Below are 19,414 nucleotides of genomic sequence, written 5' to 3' on the forward strand. Positions count from 1 at the left end.
CTTAACGGGCCACGGAGCACACAAGACAGCAAACAAATCAGCGTAAGGACCAAACAGTGAAACTCCTGTGTTACGTACCACCAGGCTCCGACTTCGAAAACTGGATCACCGACTTCAGCGCAGCCCTGCCGCAAGCTGATATCCGTTTCTGGCAAGAAGGCGACAACGCCCCGGCCGATTACGCGCTGGTATGGCGCCCACCCGCAGCCATGCTGCAAGGCCGCCACGACCTCAAAGCCATCTTCAATCTCGGCGCCGGGGTAGACGCAATCCTGCAACTAGGCGAGGCATTGCCCGCCGGCGTACCATTAATCCGAGTTGACGACGGCGGCATGGCAATCCAGATGGCAAATTACGTGACGCATGCCGTGCTAGGTTATTTCGGCCGTCACGACATCTACCGGCAACAAGCCGCCCGCGGCGAATGGCGTCCATTGCCAGCGTCCGACAAACGCGATTTCAGCATCGGCATTCTCGGCATGGGCGTACTAGGCTCGCGTATCGCCGAAGCACTCGCGCATTTCGACTTCCCGTTGAATGGCTTGAGTCGCACTCCCAAAAACCAGCCGGGGGTGCGCAGCTTTGTCGGCGACGACGATCTCGACGCTTTCCTGCGAGCGTCACGGGTGCTGGTGTGCATCCTGCCTTTGACCGACGCCACGCGTGGCATTGTGAATCGACAAAACCTGCAGAAACTGCAAAAGGGCGCAGACGGCGCTTACCTGATCAATGTGGCCCGTGGCGGTCATGTGGTCGAGGCAGATCTGCTGGCATCTATCCGGGAAGGGCAAATAGCTGCCGCGACACTGGATGTATTCGAGCAAGAACCTTTGCCGCCAGCCCACCCGTTCTGGAAAGAGCCGCGTATCGCGATCACGCCGCATATATCGGCTGTGACGGTAGATGAAGACACGGTCCGGCAGATCCGCGACAAGATACTGGCGCTGGAAAGTGGCCAGAGCGTAAACGGCGTAGTCGACCGTACCAAAGGTTATTGAAAACCGAAATTTGAAGAACAGGTGATGACATGACATTCCCAAGCAAAGTGAAAATCGTCGAAGTCGGCCCGCGCGATGGCCTCCAAAACGAAAAGGAAACCATCCCGGCCGACGTCAAGATAGCGCTGGTCGACCAGCTGACCAACGCCGGCTTCGTCAACATCGAAGCAGCTTCCTTCGTATCGCCGAAATGGGTGCCGCAGATGGCAACCTCGAGTGAAGTGATGGCTGCCATCCAGCGCAAGCCGGGCGTCATCTATTCCGCTCTGGTGCCCAACATGAAAGGCCTGGAAGCCGCACTCGCAGCCGGCGCCGACGAGATGGTGATTTTCGGCGCGGCCTCGGAAGCGTTTTCGCAAAAGAATATCAACTGCTCGATCGCCGAATCCATCGAACGGTTCCGTGAAGTGGCGCAAGTGGCCAAACAAGAGGGCAAGCGTCTGCGCGGCAGCATCAGCTGCGCTTTCGGCTGCCCGTATCAGGGCGAAGTCAGCGTAGATTCTGTCGTCGACGTACTGCATCGCTTGCGCGACCTCGGCTGCGACGAAATCGATATTGCCGACACCATCGGCGTCGCCACACCGAACAAAGTACATACGGTGATGCAAAGACTGGTGCAGGAGTTTCCGATTGAGCGCCTGTCGGGTCATTTCCACGACACTTACGGCCAGGCGCTGGCAAATATTTATGCCAGCCTGGAAGTCGGCATTTCGATTTATCACTCGTCAGTTGCAGGCCTGGGCGGCTGCCCGTATGCTAAGGGCGCGACCGGCAACGTATCGTCGGAAGACGTGTTGTATCTTATGCAAGGGCTCGGCATCGAAACCGGTATCAATCTGGATGCCGTCGTCGACGCCGGACAGTTTATCTCGGCGCATCTCGGACGCAAGGCGGTGAGCCGCGCGGGCAACGCTATCGCGGCCAAGCGCCTGGGCTGATTTGCTGAACCACAGGAAATGGAAAAATCATGAAACGTACCGCAATCAAAGCAGCATCCCTCATATTGACCGTATTGGCTTTGAGCGGTATCAGCGCATGCAGCAAGCATGAAGACAAACCTGCTGCGAGTGCGGAGATCAAAGAATATGTGGTCGGCACCGGCGCTACCTATGCTCCTTTCGAATACGAAAACGAGCACAAGGAACTGGTCGGCTTCGATATCGATGTGATGAAGGCGATAGCGCAAAAAGAGGGCATGCAAGTCAAATTCATCAATACCCCGTTCGACGGTATTTTCACCGCGCTGGCGCAGGGCGACCGTGACATCATCATGTCCGGCCTGACAATTACCGAGAAGCGCAAGCTGACTGTTGATTTCTCAGATCCTTATTTTGAAGCCGGCCAGGTTATCGTGGTGCCGCTCGATTCGAAAATCCAGAAGATTGACGACCTGAAGCCGGTGAAGGTTGGCGTCTTGCAAGGCTCCACCGGCGACGACATGATGCAGAAACTGCTGGGTGACAGTAATGCCAACATCAAGCGTTTTGAATCGAGTGCGTTGGCCATGAAAGAATTGGAAACCGGCGGCGTCAGCGCGGTCGTTGCCGACAAGGGTGCGGTGGTGCATTACCTGTCGAACAACCAGGTAAAGGGAATCCGGATCGTGACAGACGAGAATTTTCCAAAAGAGTTTTTTGGTATCGCAGTGAAAAAGGGTGATACCGCATTGCTCGGGAAAATCAATCAGGGCCTGGCCGCGATCAAGGCTGACGGCACCTACGACAAGCTTCATGCGCAATATTTCGATGCCGTCGCTAAATAAGGTAGTTTCAAATGAATATACTTCCTGACAGTGCCCAACGCGTTGCCGATCTGCTGACGGCAATGGGGCATGACAAGCAAGTCGTCATGTTGCCGGAAACCGGCAAGACATCCGCCGAGGCCGCTGCCGGGCTCGGTTGCAGTGTTGCCGAAATCGCCAAGTCGATTGTATTCAGGCGCTTGACCGATGACGCCGCCGTGATGGTGGTAGCCAGCGGCAGCAATCGCGTCGATGAAACCAAGGTGGCGGCGCTTGTCGGTCCACTGGGGAAGGCCGATGCGCGTTTCGTCAGGGAGCGTATCGGTTATGCCATCGGTGGCGTTTGCCCTATAGGCCACCTCGGCAAGACGGTAATGCTGATAGACCAGGATCTGCTGGAGCTTGGCAGCGTCTGGGCTGCGGCAGGGCATCCGCACGCGGTCTTCAACCTGACGCCGCAGCAACTGGTGACGATGACTGCGGCGCCGGTTGCCGATGTCGCGCTGCGTGCCTAAGTTGATTGTTTCGAGCAAGTCATGACTGACCATGGTGACGACAGCGTTATTGCTGATCATACTGCCTCACCTTGCATCAACGTTTGCGTCATGAACGTCGACAGCGGTTGGTGTGAAGGCTGTTGGCGAACTCTGGATGAAATAGCCGCCTGGTCGGACGCCACCGATGAGCAGAAACGCAGCATCTGGCAGCACATCTTGCTACGCCGGGAGACCCGATGACCGCCCCATCGTTACCGCCGACCATGCGTGTGCTGGAGCGCGGCTGGCTGTCGTCCAACAACATCCTGTTCCTGGGCCGCGAACAAACGGCGCTGGTCGATAGCGGCTACCTGAGCCACGCGGCGCAAACAGTGGCGCTGGTGGCGCACGGCTTGCAAGGGCGGCCGCTGGACCGCTTGCTGAATACCCACCTGCATTCAGATCATTGCGGTGGCAACGCGGCTTTGCAGCAAGCGTGGCGCTGCCATACATCGATTCCAGCCGGACAAGCCGAACAGGTACGTAACTGGGACCGGGATGCACTGACTTACAACGGCACCGGTCAGCAATGCGCGCCTTTCAGTTTCGACGATACCTTGCAATCCGGTGACTTGCTGACGCTTGGCGACATGCAATGGCAGGTGTTGGCAGCGGCCGGCCATGATCCGCATTCCCTGATTTTTTATTGCCAGGAGCACGGCATCCTGATTTCCGCCGACGCCTTGTGGGAAAACGGGTTCGGCGTGATTTTTCCTGAACTGGATGGCGAATCGGGTTTTGCCGAGGCGCGGGCGACGCTGGAATTGATCGCCACGCTGGATGTACGCCTGGTGATTCCAGGCCATGGCAATCCATTCAGCGGTATCGCCGCGGCGCTCGATACGGCCTTTTCACGACTCGACTATCTGGCCGCCGATCCGCAACGCAACGCGCAGAACGCAGTCAAGGTTTTGCTGAAGTTTTTGCTGCTGGAACGGCAACAGATCAAATTGACAGACGTACCGCCGATGCTGGCCAGCCTGCCCTTGGTGGCGGCGACCAACCGCCGTTATCTGCAACGCAGCGAAGCCGACCTGAGCGAGTGGGCGGTGGCGCAACTGGTACGTGCCGGAGCCGCCGAAGTACGTGACGGCTTCTTGTACAACCGACATTAAATCGGTCTGCGATGCTTGGTAGGCAGGGATGATCCCAGCTGGGCTTTAGAGGACAAAATCTAGCACGATCGTACTTTTTTGTTTCCCTTTCCCTCTATAATCAAGCTCTTCATACCCAATACAAGAGGTCGTTATGGCATTGCCCGTTGCGTTGCAAAACCTGAGCCTTCCCGTCATCGGTTCGCCGATGTTCATCGCTAGCGGCCCGGCCCTGGTAGCCGCGCAATGCAAGGCAGGTATCGTTGGTTCGTTCCCGGCCCTTAACGCCCGTCCCGCGGAATTGCTGGATGTCTGGCTGACAGATTTACAGGCGGAACTGGCTGCATACAAGGCAGCGCATCCTGACGCAAAAATCGGGCCGATTGCTGTCAACCAGATCGTCCATCAATCAAACGACCGCCTGGCGCATGACGTCGCCGTCTGCGTCAAGCACCGGGTGCCGATCATCATCTCCAGTCTGCGCGCGCCGCCACCGGAAATGATGGATGCGATCCACAGTTACGGCGGCATCGTGCTGCATGACGTGATCTCGATCCGCCATGCGCAGAAGGCGCTGGAAGCGGGTGTCGACGGCTTGATCCTGGTGGCGGCCGGCGCCGGCGGTCATGCCGGGCCCCTGTCGCCGTTCGCACTGGTGGGCGAAGTACGTAAATTCTTCAAGGGACCGATCGCCTTGTCGGGCGCAATCGCCACCGGCGACGCGATCCTGGCAGCGCAAGCGATGGGCGCTGACTTCGCCTACATCGGTTCGCGCTGGCTGGCGACCAAGGAAGCCCATGTCGACGATGCTTATCGCCAGGCGATTGTGGAATCGACAGCCGCCGACGTGGTGTACACCAACCTGTTCACCGGCGTGCATGGCAACTACCTGAAAAAATCCATCGTGAATGCCGGTCTCGATCCTGAAAATTTACCGGAAGCCGATAAATCGAAGATGAATTTCGGTTCGGGCGGTACCGGCGCCAAAGCCTGGCGCGATATCTGGGGCGCAGGCCAGGGGGTCGGCCTGATGGACGACGTGCCGAGCGTGGCGCAGATGGTGGATCGCTTGCAGACTGAATATCAAGCTGCGCGCCAGCGTTTGGCACTGTAATTCAGTACAGCGCGGGCACTAAGTGTCCAGGCAAAACCTAGGTTGATCCGATGACGATGGCTGTCAGCCAATCGGACAAAATCTGTAACAGTTGCGCTGGCTTTTCCAGCGGCGTCATATGCCCGCAGTCTTCGATCACCACCATGCTGGCGGCAGGAATCCGGGACGCCATCAGCTGTGCTTCGGCGATGCTGCTGAGCTGATCGTTACTGCTGGCGACAATCAACGTCGGGCAGCCGATGTTTTCCAGTTCGGCGTAACCATCGCTGCGTAGCGCCGACAACTGGCGGATGAAGACTTCCTTGCCGTTACGCAGCGCCATCGCCTGCAGTCGATCCAGCAGCACCCGGTCATGGGCGCGATCCGGATGCAGCGACGAGGCCAGCGCGCGGCTGGTCAAACCCTTGAACGGCACTTGCCTGGCCAGTTCCAGTTGCATCCGGTTGCCGGCAATTTCACGCGGATCCTGCTGGCGCGCGGAAGTATTCAGCAACGCCAGCGCGATTACCCGTTCCGGTGCCCGCTGCATGATCGCCTGCGCCACGTAGCCACCCATCGAGAATCCGATCAGGACGAAGCGAGGCGGTGCGTTCTGCAAGACGCGCGTAGCCATCGCGCTGATCGAGTCATCCTGGCCGAGATCGCCGAAATGCAGCTGGCCCAGCTGTGCCAGGCCGTCGCGCATATCGTCCCACAGGGTTTGATCCAGCATGAAGCCTGGCAGCAGCAACAGCTGAGGCAGGCTGCGATCGTGGCGATCGTGACTATGGTGGCTCAAAGGCTGCGTCATTATTTCTTAACCACTTCCTGTTCCACTACCATGTCGAGGGTCCACTTGATGGAGCTGGCGTCGGCTGGCGGGTTGGCGACTTGCTCTTCCAGAATCCGCAGGCGGTAAGCGATACCGGGTTCAAAATTGAAACCCTGGATGTTGCCGTACCAGAGCTGCCAGGGATCTTCCTTGCGTTCGCGAATCTGCAGGCAGGTGGTGCGCATCACGCCGGCGCTGCAAGGTACTTTTTCCGATGCCACATAGATGAACTTGATTTTTGCCGAGGCGCCCGGCTTTTCGCGCGCATGGAAACTCAGGGTTTGGCCATCCAGGGTTTTCATTTCCATCTGCTGGCCGTCGATCCTGTATTGATTCACCGCTTGCAATTTATCGAGGAAATCAGCTTCGAATTGCATTGCAGGCCCGGGGCAAGCCATGCGGGTTGTCACTGCCTGGACGATCGTCAACTGGCCGGGCCCGCGCACCGAGTACGGTGCCGAGAACTGGTTACAGCCGGCACGGCCGCTGACTCTTCCCTGGCCTTTTTCCTGAGCGAAATTCAAGATCACCGGCTCGCCGTTGTCGCCATGCGGCACGGTGTGCCCGGCCCAGCGCGTCAGTTCCCAGCGCGACGCGATGAGTGCTGCACCGTTGTCAGCCGTGGGTTGCGGGGGAGTGCCGGCGCAGGCGGCCAGGTTAAGACCGGCAGCGGCGCCGAGCGACAGGCAGCGGATCAGGGAACGTGGAAAAGCGGCAAGCGTCATGTGGACTCCATGCAAAGGGTTGGCGTACAAACGCAAGCGCATATTTTAGCGTAATGACATCATTCCAGCCATCTGGCGCGGCTGGCCGCCAGTGCTACGGCGATGCACAGCACGCCGACCAGTGACAAGGCCGCAGGCAGGCCGAAGCCATGCGCCAGAAAGCCGATAAGCGGCGGGCCGATCAGGCCGCCGGTATAACCCATGGTGGTGACGCCGGCCAGCGCGGTCGGGCCGTGGCGGCCGGCGGCGCTGAAGATAAAGGGGAAGATGGTGGCAACGCCGACGCCAGTCAGCGCAAAGCCGACGATAGCTATCGGGATTTGACTGGCAAGTAACGCGATCAGCATGCCGATACCCGCTAACAAGCCGCCACCGGCGACGACACGGCGCGCACTGAGTGCTTCCTTCAGTCTGTCGCCGACGATACGCGTCAGCAGCATCATGCCCGCAAAGAACGCAAAGGCCAGCGGCGCCACGCCGTCGCTGGCAAACAAGCGGTCCTTCATGTAGACCCCGCTCCAGTCGGCCACTGAACCTTCGACGATTGCGCCGCCAAAGGCCACCACGCCGAGCGCAATCAGCGGACCATGCGGTAGCGCAAAGTGTTTTTTGCCAGCGATATATTGCGGCCGGTCATTCGGCAAGGCGCGGTAGCACAGCCGCAGCGGAATCGCCACACATGCGGCGATCAGGCCGAAATGTACCAATGGTGCGATCTCCATGCCGGCAACGACGCTGCCGAGCAAGGCACCGGACAAGGTGCCGACGCAAAACCAGGCATGCAGCTGCGACATGATCGAGCGCCCGGCGAGTTTCTCGGCTTCTGCGCCGAGCGTGTTAATCGCCACATTGAAGCAGCTGGAAAAAGCGCCCACGCAGAGCATTGCCAGCATCAGCAGCGGCAGCGTGGGCGCCAGTGCGAGGCAGGGAATGGAGAGCAACAGCATCAGGCCGGCATACCAGCTGGCGCGGCGCGCGCCGTAATGGCCTACCAGCCATGCGGCCAGTGGAAACGAGCCGACTGCGCCAATGCCGCCGCCTAGCAGGAACAGGCTGAGGCTGGCCGGATCCAGTTGCAGGTTATCGCGCAATGCAGGGATGCGTGAGACCCAGCTGGCGTAGATCACGCCCAGCAGCAGGAACAGCAGTGGCAAGGCCGCCCGGCGCATGGGGGTGATGACGACGACGTGAGCAGAGGCTGGTGATGCGATTGGGTTGGACATTGCAGGAGGTGGTGAGAGCTTATGCAGACTGCACAGACAGCGGAACGATCATGGCTGACGGCGAGTCGTCAGCCATGATCCCGGACGATCAGAAGTCGGCAGGCATGTCTTTCAGATGCAATTGCAAAGCATCCAGCAAGGTCTGGCAAGCCTCATCGGTACCCACCGTGATGCGCAGGAACTGAGCAATGCGGGCGCTGCCGAAATGGCGCACGATGATGCCTTCGGCGCGCAGACGGGCTGCCAGCTTGGCGCCATCGTGGCGCGGATGGCGCGCAAATACGAAGTTGGCAGCCGACGGCAGCACGTCGAAACCGAGCGCAGTCAAGCCGCTAACCAGGTGCTGGCGGCTGGACATGACCGCCAGCCGGGTCTTGTCAAAGTGCGCCTGGTCCTTGATCGCCGCGGTAGCGCCGACGATCGCCATGCGGTCCAGCGGATAGGAGTTGAAGCTGTTCTTGACCCGTTCCAGCGCCGTGATCAGGTCCGGATGACCGATCGCAAAGCCGACCCGCAACCCGGCCAGCGAGCGCGATTTGGACAAGGTTTGCACCACCAGCAGATTGGGATAGCGAGCCACCAGCGGGATCGCGCTGTCGCCGCCGAAGTCGACATAGGCCTCGTCCACGATCACCACGCAGTCGGGCTGGCCGGCCACCAGCCGTTCCACTTCGGCCAAAGGCAGCAGGCAGCCGGTAGGGGCGTTCGGATTCGGGAAAATGATGCCGCCGGCGGGCGTGTTCAGATAATCGTCGACCCGCAGCGTAAAGTCCGCGGCCAGCGGCACCATCCGATGGGCGATCTGGTACAAGCCGCAATAGGTCGGATAAAAACTGTAGCTGATATCCGGGAACAGGATCGCTTGCTCGTGCTGCAGCAAAGCCTGGAACGCATGCGCCAGCACCTCGTCGGAACCGTTGCCGACAAATACATGGGCCGGTGTTATCCCGTGCGCGGCATTTTGTTCCGCCAGCGCCAGTTTCAGCGGCTCGGCATCCGGATTGGGATACAGCCGCAAGTTGTCGCCCAGTTCGGCGCTCATGGCCGCCAGCGCCAGCGGCGACGGACCGTACGGGTTTTCATTGGTGTTGAGCTTGACCAGCTTGCTCAGCTTGGGTTGTTCGCCGGGGGTGTAAGGCGTCAGGCGGCTGACGATGGGACTCCAGAATTTGCTCATTGTGTCGCTAAAAAAGGTAAGGGCTGAGGCTGCGCGGGTTGGCGAATCAGCCATATGGTAGCAAACCCGGCGCGGTCTGGCTGCTACCGGTGAAATTACCGGTGTGGCGGTGCTCTGGCAATGACTTGATTTACATCAAAGTAAATTCCGGCGCATCCCCTTAAAGTGCATGTCGACATTGACGATATAGGAATGGAAAATGAAGAAATCAGCATTGTTGGTCACCTTGGCAGGCGCATTGACACTGGGTTTTGTCGTTGGGGATGCCATGGCGCAAGAAAGTCCCTGGCAGGTACGCGTGCGCGCCGATTACCTGAAGCCCGCAGATAAATCGGATCCGATTGGCGGTGTTGGCGCATCCGATCGTTTGCACGTCAATGACAAGACCATACCGGAAGTCGATATTTCCTACTTCTTTACACCAAACTGGGCGGCTGAACTGGTCTTGACCTATCCGCAGAAGCAGGATGTTTCGCTGGACGGGATAAAGATCGGCACGTTCAAGCATTTGCCACCGACGCTGACGATGCAATACCACTTCCTGCCGCAAGCGCAGTTCAGCCCCTATCTTGGCGCCGGGCTTAACTACACGCGCATTTCCAGCGTCGATCTGCTGAATGGCGCAGGTGGCCTGGATAGCAGCAGCTGGGGTCTGGCATTGCAGGCCGGCCTTGATTACAAGCTGGATAAAAACTGGTCGTTGAACCTGGATCTGAAAAAAATGCAGATTCGCAGCGACGTATATGCGGGCGGTGAAAAAATCAGTCGCGTCAAGATCGATCCTTGGTTGATCGGCATGGGTGTCGGTTACCGTTTCTAAGCAGGATTTGCGTGTTTGTTGTTTAAAGATCGATTGTTTCCTCAGGCCTTAAACAGGCTGTTGCGCGCCGGGTATGAAACTGCCTGGCGCGTTTTTTTCGGGGCTACTGGTAACATAGAGGACTCAGCACGCGGACCAGATCCGTGCAATTTCTATGCGTTACAGGAGCCCGCCCTTGAATATACTAGCCGCCAATCAACTCTCTTCGATCTGGAGTTTTCTTCTTGAATCATCCTTGCACTATGGCCTGAACGCCGTGCTGGCCATTTTCACGCTGGCAGTCGGCTGGTGGCTGTCGTCGCGTTTCGCCAATGCACTTGACCGGGTGATGGCCCGCGCCAGCCTGGACGCCACCTTGCGTCCGGTGCTGCGCAGCGTGTTGCTGTGGCTGGTACGCCTGATCACGCTGGTCGCCGTGCTGGGCCAGTTCGGCGTACAGACCGCCAGTATCGTCGCCGTCCTCGGCGCGGCCGGCCTGGCGATCGGCCTGGCCTTGCAGGGAACTTTGCAAAACATAGCAGCCGGCATGATGTTGCTGTTCCTGCGACCGTTCCAGGTCGGCGAATACATCTCGAATGGCAGCATCGAAGGCACTGTCGATGAAATCGGCTTGTTTGCGACCAAGCTGACCAAGGCTGACGGCATCTGCCTGTTCGCGCCGAACAATCAGTTGTGGAATAGCGCCCTGACCAACTTTAGCCGCAACAACACGCGCCGCATCGATATGCCGATCGGCATCAGTTACAAGGATGATCCGGCCGTTGCGATTAAAGCGTTGCAGAAACTGTTGATGGCAGACGATCGGATCCTGGCGACGCCGGCGCCGATGGTGGTTGTCACCGACCATGCCGAAAGCGCGGTCATGCTGAATCTGCGAGCCTGGACCACCACCTCCGAATACTGGGCGGTACGCTGGTCGATTGCGCAAAATGTTCAGGCAGCGCTGGCAGCCGTAAATTGCTCGATCCCGTTTCCGACGCGCGAATTGCTTATCACGCATGAGGCGGAAACCAAGATTGGTGGTTGATCGGCCGGTTTTTGATCTGATACTTGCTAAATTGAAACCTATAATAATTTTGCATAAGTCTATGCCTAGATGGCATTAGATCGCTTTGCCAACTTTCGTTACAGTTCCGCTGCGCGGCGGCGCGTTCCCGAATGTTGAACTGCCGCGTGACTGCTTCCGGGTTTGAGTTTGAATTTGAACTGAACCTGGCGAGCGGTCCACAATTACCTACAAGATCAGGAGATATATGTCTACCACCCGCACACTCGCACTGCGTGCTTTTAATCGCACCTTCAATCGCACCCTCAATTCCTACGCGGTGATGATGTTCAGCGCCTTATTGCTCTCCACCACCGTGGCGCATGCGCAAGATAACCAGGCCAAGCTGCCGAACGTGATGATCCTGGCAACCGGTGGCACGATTGCCGGCACCGGCGCCGACAGCACCACCACGGTTGGCTACACGTCAGCCACAGTCGGCGTCGAAAAGCTGATTGCTGCAGTGCCAGAGTTGAAGAAAGTCGCCAATGTCAAAGGTGAGCAAGTATTCCAGATCGCCAGCGAAAGCATGACCAACGACCATTGGCTGAAGCTGGCCAAGCGCGTCAACACCTTGCTGGCGCAACCGGACGTGGACGGCATCGTCATCACCCACGGCACCGACACTATCGAAGAAACCGCTTATTTCCTCGACCTGACCGTGAAGAGCCGCAAGCCGGTGGTGATCGTCGGCGCCATGCGTCCTTCGACCGCGATCTCGGCCGACGGCCCGATCAACCTGTACAACGCAGTCCTGCTGGCCGGCAGCAAAGATGCGATCGGCAAGGGCGTACTGGTTTCACTCAACGACCAGATCAATGCTGCACGCGAAGTAACCAAGACCAACACCTCGACTACCGACACCTTCAAGTCGCCCGAACTCGGCATGCTGGGTTATATCCAGGGCAACAAGGCGTACTTCTACCGGCAATCGACGCGTAAGAACACGGTCGATACCGAATTCGACGTCAGCAAGCTGGACGTGCTGCCACAAGTTGATATCATCTACGGCTACGCCAACATGACCCGCGCGGCACTCGATGCGCAAGTCGCCTCGGGCGCCAAGGGCATCATCCAGGCTGGCGTCGGCGACGGCAGCATTGCGGCGCAAATGAAAACGCCGCTGGTCGAAGCACGCAAGAAGGGTGTGATCATTGTGCGCGCCAGCCGCGTCGGCCAGGGCATCGTTGCCCGCAACGGCGAAGCCAACGATGATGAACTCGATTTCGTGGTGTCCGATACGCTGAATGCACAAAAAGCACGCATCCTGTTGATGCTGGCACTGACCAAGACCAACAACACCAAAGAAATCCAGCGCATGTTTTACACCTATTGATCATGTCTGCATGACATAGGTAACGGCAGCAAAAAGCCAGCTAAATCATATCTGTGATTTAGCTGGCTTTTTTTATTTCCAGGCCGAATTTGGCCGCATATTTGCCGGCGTCACCGCAGGCGTTGAGCACGAGTCCCGATACAACGGTGCTAAGATAAGCGCCGTACAAGCGATAGGGCGATTGCGTAATGTTTTTTGCGTTGCAGAAATCACCAATCAACAATCAAAAACAGGGGCGGCAGTTGAACATTCGCAGAGAATTTTTCATCTTTGGAATTGCCGGGATCGCGGGATTCTTAGTCGATACAGGCGTGCTGTATCTGTTAAAGGGAGCGCTGGGTTTGTACTGGGCACGCGTTCCCTCCTTCTTCTGCGCCGCGACTGCTACCTGGTTGTTGAATCGGCAATTTACTTTTCGCAATCGCGTATCGGGCGTGCCGATCATTCACGAGTATGTAAAATATTTCGGTCTCATGTTGGGCGGCGGCGTAGTCAATTATCTCGTCTACGCGATGGTGGTTTCATTGATGCCTGCATTTGTTTTCAGGCCGCTGATAGCCGTCGCGATGGGGAGCATCGCGGGGATGTTTATCAACTATTCTTTTGCGCGACATTTTGTTTTTCACAGGAAATCGAGATAGTTTTCCTGCATCGGCACTCGCTACCGTTCTGATCGGGAGAGCCGGCGCTAATTCTATCTCAGGAGTAATCTTGCGGATGGTTATCTGTTGGTGTAAGGTCTCTAGCGTTTATAGGCAGTTACAATCGTTGCATCATTTGGTAATTTTTAAAGATCGAAGCTCATGTCCGAAGAATTCGAAGTCCCCAGCCCGCACGAACAGCATCTGGAACACGTCACCGAACACGCCCATGGCCGTGGCGATAATTTCGCCGGCAAGATCGCGGTGATGACCGCCATCATGGCGACCGTCGGCGCCATGTTCAGCTACCAGGCCGGTTCCACGGAGAGCGAAGCGGCGATGAACAAGAACAACGCCGCCATCAAGAAAACCGAAGCGTCCAACCAGTGGAATTATTACCAGGCCAAATCCAGCCGGCAAAACCTTGCCGAACTGGCTACGCATATTCCAGGCGTCGATGCGGCGCATTACACCGCCGAGGCGCAACGCTACAAGAGCGAAAAAGAAGTAGTGCAGAAGAAAGCCCAGGAGCTTGAGGCCGAAGCCAGTGCATGGGATGAAAAATCAGAACTGGTGTTGCATCAGCATCACCGCTGGGCGCAGGCGATGATGGCGATCCAGATTGCCATATCACTGGCGGCGATTACCCTGCTGACGCGCAAGGAGTGGCTGAAAAAAATGGCGTATGGTGCGGGAGCGGTCAGCGTGGTGCTGGGGACGCTGGCCTGGTTGCATATTTAAAAGTCGGCGACCATGAAAAAAAGACGGAAAGCGCTGTGCGTTTTCCGTCTTTTTTCATTTCAATCCAATCAGCGCGTGACAGGCTTGTAGCGAATCCGCTTAGGTTTGGCGCCTTCTTCACCCAGGCGCTTGCGCTTGTCGGCCTCATATTCCTGGTAGTTACCGTCGAAGAACGACACTTGCGATTCGCCTTCAAACGCCAGGATGTGCGTAGCGATACGATCCAGGAACCAGCGGTCATGGCTGATCACCATCACGCTGCCGGCGAATTCCAGCAAGGCGTCTTCCAGCGCGCGTAAGGTTTCGACGTCGAGATCGTTGGACGGTTCATCTAGCAGCAGCACGTTGCCGCCTTGCAGCAGGGTTTTGGCCAGATGCAGGCGGCCGCGTTCACCGCCGGACAGGTTGCCGACGATCTTTTGCTGGTCGCCGCCCTTGAAGTTGAAGCGGCCCAGGTAGGCGCGCGAAGGCATTTCAAAGCGGCCGACGGTGAGGATGTCAGCGCCGCCGGAGACGTCTTCAAACACGGTTTTCTGGTCCGACAAGGAATCGCGCGACTGGTCGACTATCGATACCCGGGCGGTCGTGCCGAGCACCACTTCGCCGCTGTCCGGCTGTTCCTTGCCGGTGATCATCTTGAACAGCGTCGATTTACCGGCGCCGTTAGGGCCGATGATGCCGACGATGGCGCCCGCTGGAATGCGGAAACTCAGGTTGTCGATCAGCATGCGGTCGCCGAATGATTTCGACACATTCTTGAATTCGATCACCTCATTGCCCAAGCGCTCGGCGACCGGGATGAAGATTTCCTGGGTCTCGTTGCGCTTCTGGTATTCGTGTTCGCTCAGTTCGTTGAAGCGTGCCAGACGAGCCTTGCTCTTGGCCTGGCGGCCCTTAGGATTCTGGCGTACCCATTCCAGTTCCTTGGCGATGGTTTTCTGGCGTGAGGATTCGGTCGCTTCTTCCTGTTTCAGGCGATCGCCCTTTTGTTCCAGCCATGAGCTGTAATTACCTTTCCAGGGGATGCCGTGGCCACGGTCCAGTTCCAGGATCCATTCGGCGGCGTTGTCGAGGAAGTAGCGATCATGGGTGATGCCGACCACGGTGCCGGGGAAGCGTTGCAGGAACTGTTCCAGCCACTCGACCGATTCGGCATCCAGATGGTTGGTCGGTTCGTCGAGCAGCAGCATGTCGGGCTTGGATAGCAGCAAGCGACACAACGCCACGCGGCGCTTTTCACCGCCGGAGAGGATGCCGATCTTGGCGTCCCATGGCGGCAGGCGCAAGGCGTCGGCCGCCATTTCCAATTGCAGGTCGAGATTGCCGTCGCCGGCGGTAGCAAGGATGTCTTCGAGTCGCGCCTGTTCAGCCGCGAGCGCGTCAAAGTCAGCATCTTCTTCCGCGTAGGCCGCGTATACCGCATCCAGTTTGGCTTGCGCTTCAAACGCTTCGCCCAGCCCGCCCTCGACGGCTTGACGTACCGTTTGTTCCGGATCGAGCTGCGGTTCTTGCGGCAGGTAACCGATATTCAAGCCAGGCATAGGCACCGCTTCGCCCTGGATATCTTTATCGATACCGGCCATGATTTTCAGCAAAGTCGATTTGCCGGAGCCGTTCAGGCCCAGCACGCCGATTTTGGCGCCGGGGAAGAACGACAGCGAGATATCTTTCAGGATTTGACGTTTAGGCGGCACGATCTTGCCGACCTTGTTCATTGTGTAGACGTATTGGGCCATGAGTAGCGATGATGATAAAAAGAAAAGCGATGAATAGGTAAGCAGCTAATGGTGAACTGAAAGCGCAGCCAAGCTGCCAAGAATAACCGATGCGGTCCGGGTTGACGAATTGTTAAGACTGGTCCCCGACGCCAGGCGCTGGGCGTATTGTAAACGTGCGCCACAATCCTTCGGCCGAATACAGAGCCAATGCACACCAGATGACGATGAAACCCACCAGCCGGGCGCCGTCCAGCTGTTCGTTATATAACCAGACGCCCAGCAGCAATTGCAGCGATGGCGTGATGTATTGCAGCACGCCGACCAGCGATAATGGCAGGCGGCGTGCGCCGGCGGCAAACATCAGCAAGGGAATCGAGGTAATCGGACCGGCAGCGACCAGCAGCCATTTGGTGGAAGCCGAGGCACTGACAAAGGTATTCTGATCCTGGACCGTAGTATAAACCAGGTACGCCAGCGCCAGCGGCAATACCAGCGCCGTTTCCAGCGCCAGGCCGGGCAGGGCGCCAAGGCTGGCGGTCTTGCGCAGCAAACCGTAGCTGCCGAAAGTGACTGCCAGCGTCAGCGCAATCCAGGGCGGATGGCCGGTTTGCCAGGTTAGCCAGAGTACGGCGGCGGCTGCCATCGCAATCGACAGCCATTGCACCGGGCGCAGCCGTTCGCGCAGGAATATGAAACCAAGTGCGACGCTGACCATCGGGTTGATGAAATAGCCGAGACTGGCTTCGACGATGTGATTGTTGTTGACGGCCCAGATGTAGGTGGTCCAGTTGGCGGTCAAGAGCAGTGCGCTGGCCATGAAGCCGCCGATGACACGCGGCTGCCGCAGCATCGGCGCTACCCACGCCCATTGCTTGCGCACAGTCAGTACGATCACCAGGAACAGGAACGACCACAGCATTCGGTGCATGACGATATCGACCGGCGGAATTTCGGCTTCGAGCGCCTTGAAGTAGATCGGGAACATGCCCCACAGGACGTAGGAGGCGATCGCGTAGAACATTCCTGCTTGCATGGCTTCGGTCTATAAAAGGTGGAAGAGCGGTTGAAAGAGCGGTGGCAATCGCGTATTGCGTTTTTAATATTTATTTCGAGTGCTTTTGGATGGTACCTGACTAACATCCGGCATTTTACGCATAAGCAGCGAGCCTGATATTGCGGATATGCATATGGCCGATGAATCAGGCCACCAGCAATTCCTGAAAATAATAAATCGTCGAACCCAGTTCCGGTGGTGATTGATACGGACTGATGCGGTCACGGCGGAACGGTACCGCATGGGCAAACACCGGGCCGTCATACACGAAAGTATGGAATTCGCCGTTTTCGCCGCAGGCGTCTACGCCCGGTGGCAGGTCGGCGAGAAAAGCCGCATCGAATTCACGCCCGCAAAAATCTTGCGACAGATGGTTGCCATTGACGCACACCACCAGTGCCTTGAAGCCGAGCGCCAGGAATTCATCCACCAGTTGCCGGCGTGGCTGATTCCATAGCGGCAGGCAGGCTTGTAGTCCGGCCTCGGCACAGACTTTTTCTTCCCAGTCGCGATGCGCTTGCAAATCGATATCGCCGAACACGGCATGGCGTATGCCGGCACCGTGCGCATCACGCAAGGCCGCGATGAATTTTTCTTCATACTGTTGCCAGCTGGCGCTATAAAACGCCAGCGATACACCGAGCGCATCTGCCTGCGCTTGCAGCAATGCCGGTGGTACGCCGTGCGAACGGGCGCGCTTGCCGCTTTCATCCAATGCTGTAATCAGGTGTTGGATTTGCATGCCGTTTTGACGGGCGTGCCACAAGGCCAGGCAAGAGTCCTTGCCGCCGCTCCATGACACCAGTGCGTTTGTCGTGTGAGTTGTCATGCCTGGGCTGCCGCTTGTGAAAGGCGTCGATGTTCCGGCCTGGCTACATAGCGATGCAACAGCAAGCCGCCGACGCCGCAAATCGTCATCACCACCATCAGCGGCAACGCCGTACCATCGTGCCACAAGCTCATGCCGATGCCGGATGCGATGCCCAGCGAAAATTGCAAAGTGCCCATCAAGGCTGAAGCCACGCCGGCTTGCTTGCCTTGTTGCGACAAGGCGATGGCCGAAGCATTCGGGCTGATGAAGCCGTAGCAAGCCAGGTAGCCGAAGAAGCCAATCAGCAGGATCGGCAGGTTGTTCACGCCGCAAGCCACCAGCACTGCCACCAACAGGGTCAGGATAGCCGGCAGCCACAGGGCGCGGCCGAGGATGGTGTCGAGTGCATATTTTCCGACCAGGCGTGCATTGATCTGCGAGGCGGCAATCAGGCCGAATGCATTCGTGCCGAATACGAAACCGAAATGCTCAGGCTTGATGCCGTGCAGTTCGATCAGGACAAAAGAAGAGCCTGTAATATAGGCGAACATGCCGCCTTGCATCAGGCCGCCGACCAGGCTGTAAGAGACGAACTGGCGATCCAGCAGCAGTCTGCCGTATTGTTTCAGGGTGCGGCCCAGATGTAGCGGTTCTGCTTTGTGGCGGTTCAGCGTTTCCTGCATCGTGTAATGGATCGCCAGCAGGCAAAACAAGCCGAAGGCGGCGAGGCCGCCGAAAATCACGCGCCAGCCCCAGAATTTGAGCACGCTGCCGCCGATCAACGGCGCCAGGATCGGTGCCAGGCCCATTACCAGCATCATCAGTGAAAACGCTTTGGCGGCGCCGGTGGTGCCTAGCCGGTCGCGGATTACTGCGCGTGCAATGACCATGCCGGCGCAGCCGCCGAGGCCTTGCAGGAAACGGGATACGATTAGCGCGGTTACGTCTTGCGATACCATGCAGGCTAGCGAGCCTAGCAGGTACAGTGTCATGCCGACATAGAGCGGCGGCTTGCGGCCGAAGCGATCGCTGAGCGGGCCGTAAAACATTTGGCCGACTGCTAGTCCTACCAGGAAGCTTGCCAGGGTGAGTTGTACCAGGTTGCTGCCGACGCCTAACTCTTGGGCGATGGTGGGGAAGCTTGGGAGGTACATGTCGATCGACAGGGAGCCGATGGCTGTGAGGGCGCCTAGCAATAGTAGCCAGCCCGGGAGTAGTTTCTCGGGGCCCGGGGTGTCAGGTGTGTTTGTCATTGGGGTGCTTGGCGTTGCACAATTTGCTTGTGCTTCAGTGGTTGTTTATAGCGGGTGGAGTGCGTCGGCGGGAGGGCCGGGTGGTGCGCCAAATACGGATCTGTCTGGCGACCTGGAACGTTGTACATGTTACACGAACATCCCGATATCTGCCGAGACCGACCCAGGAGTAGTTAATTGGGGTCAGAGTTTTTTTTCGCAGGCTTTATCGCGAAACTTGACTCTGAGGTAGCCCGGGTTTGATGGACATCCCAAATAGGGGACAATATGTCCTCGAGAGGATCCCATGAAAGCAAAGCTACCTTCCCCGTTACCAACGACTAAGTCTATCGCCCCTGAACAGCCAAAGCGCGCCACGTTTACAAAGGCCTTCAAGCTTCTGGCTGTCGAGCGCATGCGACAAGGCGAGAAGAGTCCAACTGAACTAGCCCTGGAGTTAGGGATTCGCCGAAATCAGCTCTATAAATGGGCCAAGGCATTGGATGAACGTGGCCAGGCTGCCAGTTTCAATGGCGCTGGCCGGTTGCCGAAAGAACAGGAAAGCGAAGTAGTTCAGCTACGCCGTGAACTAGCGCG

General features: G+C 57.8%; 21 protein-coding genes. 13 read left to right on the plus strand and 8 right to left on the minus strand.

What is annotated here, in order from left to right; all coding sequences use genetic code 11:
* The first annotated feature begins 56 nt into the window (after positions 1-56).
* The 7 genes from BM205_RS05515 to BM205_RS05545 all read left to right on the plus strand — a co-directional run bounded on the left by BM205_RS05515 (position 57) and on the right by BM205_RS05545 (position 5,483).
* Positions 57-998, plus strand: coding sequence for a 2-hydroxyacid dehydrogenase (locus BM205_RS05515; protein ID WP_092413311.1), 942 nt, complete (start codon positions 57-59; stop codon positions 996-998).
* Between the two features lie 29 nt (positions 999-1,027).
* Complete coding sequence (locus tag BM205_RS05520; protein WP_092413312.1) at positions 1,028-1,936, plus strand: hydroxymethylglutaryl-CoA lyase; 909 nt, start codon at positions 1,028-1,030, stop codon at positions 1,934-1,936.
* Positions 1,937-1,965: 29 nt separating this feature from the next.
* Positions 1,966-2,760, plus strand: a complete 795-nt coding sequence (locus tag BM205_RS05525) for a basic amino acid ABC transporter substrate-binding protein (protein ID WP_092413314.1) — start codon at positions 1,966-1,968, stop codon at positions 2,758-2,760.
* Positions 2,761-2,771: 11 nt separating this feature from the next.
* Positions 2,772-3,254 (plus strand): YbaK/EbsC family protein, encoded by a 483-nt coding sequence (locus tag BM205_RS05530; RefSeq protein WP_092413315.1) that lies wholly within the window; start codon positions 2,772-2,774, stop codon positions 3,252-3,254.
* Between the two features lie 21 nt (positions 3,255-3,275).
* Positions 3,276-3,476 carry a DUF1289 domain-containing protein gene (locus BM205_RS05535; protein WP_092413317.1) on the plus strand — a complete coding sequence of 67 codons (201 nt, stop codon included), beginning with the start codon at positions 3,276-3,278 and terminating at the stop codon, positions 3,474-3,476.
* Positions 3,473-4,390, plus strand: coding sequence for an MBL fold metallo-hydrolase (locus BM205_RS05540; RefSeq protein WP_092413318.1), 918 nt, complete (start codon positions 3,473-3,475; stop codon positions 4,388-4,390). Before BM205_RS05535 ends, BM205_RS05540 begins: the two co-directional genes overlap by 4 nt.
* 133 nt (positions 4,391-4,523) lie before the next feature.
* Positions 4,524-5,483: an NAD(P)H-dependent flavin oxidoreductase gene (locus BM205_RS05545; protein WP_092413320.1), complete on the plus strand. Its 960-nt coding sequence runs from the start codon at positions 4,524-4,526 to the stop codon at positions 5,481-5,483.
* A gap of 37 nt (positions 5,484-5,520) precedes the next feature.
* Here the strand turns inward: BM205_RS05545 and BM205_RS05550 are convergent, their stop codons facing one another.
* The 4 genes from BM205_RS05550 to hisC all read right to left on the minus strand — a co-directional run bounded on the left by BM205_RS05550 (position 5,521) and on the right by hisC (position 9,419).
* The gene (locus tag BM205_RS05550; protein WP_371326456.1) at positions 5,521-6,273 is read right to left on the minus strand and encodes an alpha/beta fold hydrolase; all 753 of its coding nucleotides are present in this window, start codon (positions 6,271-6,273) and stop codon (positions 5,521-5,523) included.
* Positions 6,273-7,019, minus strand: coding sequence for an META and DUF4377 domain-containing protein (locus BM205_RS05555; RefSeq protein ID WP_175511171.1), 747 nt, complete (start codon positions 7,017-7,019; stop codon positions 6,273-6,275). The genes BM205_RS05550 and BM205_RS05555 overlap by 1 nt, the downstream gene beginning before the upstream one ends.
* Before the next feature lie 59 nt (positions 7,020-7,078).
* Complete coding sequence (locus tag BM205_RS05560) at positions 7,079-8,242, minus strand: MFS transporter (RefSeq protein WP_092413324.1); 1,164 nt, start codon at positions 8,240-8,242, stop codon at positions 7,079-7,081.
* A gap of 88 nt (positions 8,243-8,330) precedes the next feature.
* Complete coding sequence (hisC, locus tag BM205_RS05565; RefSeq protein ID WP_092413325.1) at positions 8,331-9,419, minus strand: histidinol-phosphate transaminase; 1,089 nt, start codon at positions 9,417-9,419, stop codon at positions 8,331-8,333.
* Positions 9,420-9,618: 199 nt separating this feature from the next.
* On the opposite strand from hisC, the gene BM205_RS05570 reads away from it, so the two are divergent.
* The 5 genes from BM205_RS05570 to BM205_RS05590 all read left to right on the plus strand — a co-directional run bounded on the left by BM205_RS05570 (position 9,619) and on the right by BM205_RS05590 (position 14,002).
* Positions 9,619-10,239 carry an OmpW/AlkL family protein gene (locus BM205_RS05570; protein ID WP_092413326.1) on the plus strand — a complete coding sequence of 207 codons (621 nt, stop codon included), beginning with the start codon at positions 9,619-9,621 and terminating at the stop codon, positions 10,237-10,239.
* 175 nt (positions 10,240-10,414) lie between these two features.
* Complete coding sequence (locus BM205_RS05575; protein ID WP_092413327.1) at positions 10,415-11,266, plus strand: mechanosensitive ion channel family protein; 852 nt, start codon at positions 10,415-10,417, stop codon at positions 11,264-11,266.
* Positions 11,267-11,567: 301 nt separating this feature from the next.
* A complete protein-coding gene (locus BM205_RS05580; RefSeq protein ID WP_371326459.1) occupies positions 11,568-12,620 on the plus strand; it encodes a type II asparaginase in 1,053 nt (350 codons plus the stop codon).
* 188 nt (positions 12,621-12,808) lie between these two features.
* Complete coding sequence (locus tag BM205_RS05585) at positions 12,809-13,261, plus strand: GtrA family protein (RefSeq protein ID WP_092413328.1); 453 nt, start codon at positions 12,809-12,811, stop codon at positions 13,259-13,261.
* Positions 13,262-13,423: 162 nt separating this feature from the next.
* The gene (locus BM205_RS05590; protein WP_092413329.1) at positions 13,424-14,002 is read left to right on the plus strand and encodes a DUF4337 domain-containing protein; all 579 of its coding nucleotides are present in this window, start codon (positions 13,424-13,426) and stop codon (positions 14,000-14,002) included.
* A 68-nt stretch (positions 14,003-14,070) separates the two neighbouring features.
* On the opposite strand, the gene ettA is transcribed toward BM205_RS05590, so the two are convergent.
* From ettA to BM205_RS05610, 4 genes are all read right to left on the minus strand, one after another.
* Positions 14,071-15,738, minus strand: a complete 1,668-nt coding sequence (gene ettA / locus BM205_RS05595; protein ID WP_092413330.1) for an energy-dependent translational throttle protein EttA — start codon at positions 15,736-15,738, stop codon at positions 14,071-14,073.
* A gap of 112 nt (positions 15,739-15,850) precedes the next feature.
* The gene (gene rarD, locus BM205_RS05600; protein ID WP_092413331.1) at positions 15,851-16,753 is read right to left on the minus strand and encodes an EamA family transporter RarD; all 903 of its coding nucleotides are present in this window, start codon (positions 16,751-16,753) and stop codon (positions 15,851-15,853) included.
* 166 nt (positions 16,754-16,919) lie between these two features.
* Positions 16,920-17,603: a Dph6-related ATP pyrophosphatase gene (locus tag BM205_RS05605; RefSeq protein WP_092413332.1), complete on the minus strand. Its 684-nt coding sequence runs from the start codon at positions 17,601-17,603 to the stop codon at positions 16,920-16,922.
* Positions 17,600-18,838 (minus strand): Bcr/CflA family multidrug efflux MFS transporter, encoded by a 1,239-nt coding sequence (locus BM205_RS05610; protein WP_092413334.1) that lies wholly within the window; start codon positions 18,836-18,838, stop codon positions 17,600-17,602. Before BM205_RS05610 ends, BM205_RS05605 begins: the two co-directional genes overlap by 4 nt.
* 286 nt (positions 18,839-19,124) lie before the next feature.
* Here BM205_RS05610 and BM205_RS05615 point away from each other — a divergent pair.
* Positions 19,125-19,414: transposase (locus tag BM205_RS05615; RefSeq protein WP_139227216.1), on the plus strand; the 290-nt coding region annotated here is incomplete at its 3' end.

Origin of the sequence: Collimonas sp. OK307 (genome assembly GCF_900113705.1) — a bacterium.
Lineage (GTDB): Bacteria > Pseudomonadota > Gammaproteobacteria > Burkholderiales > Burkholderiaceae_D > Collimonas.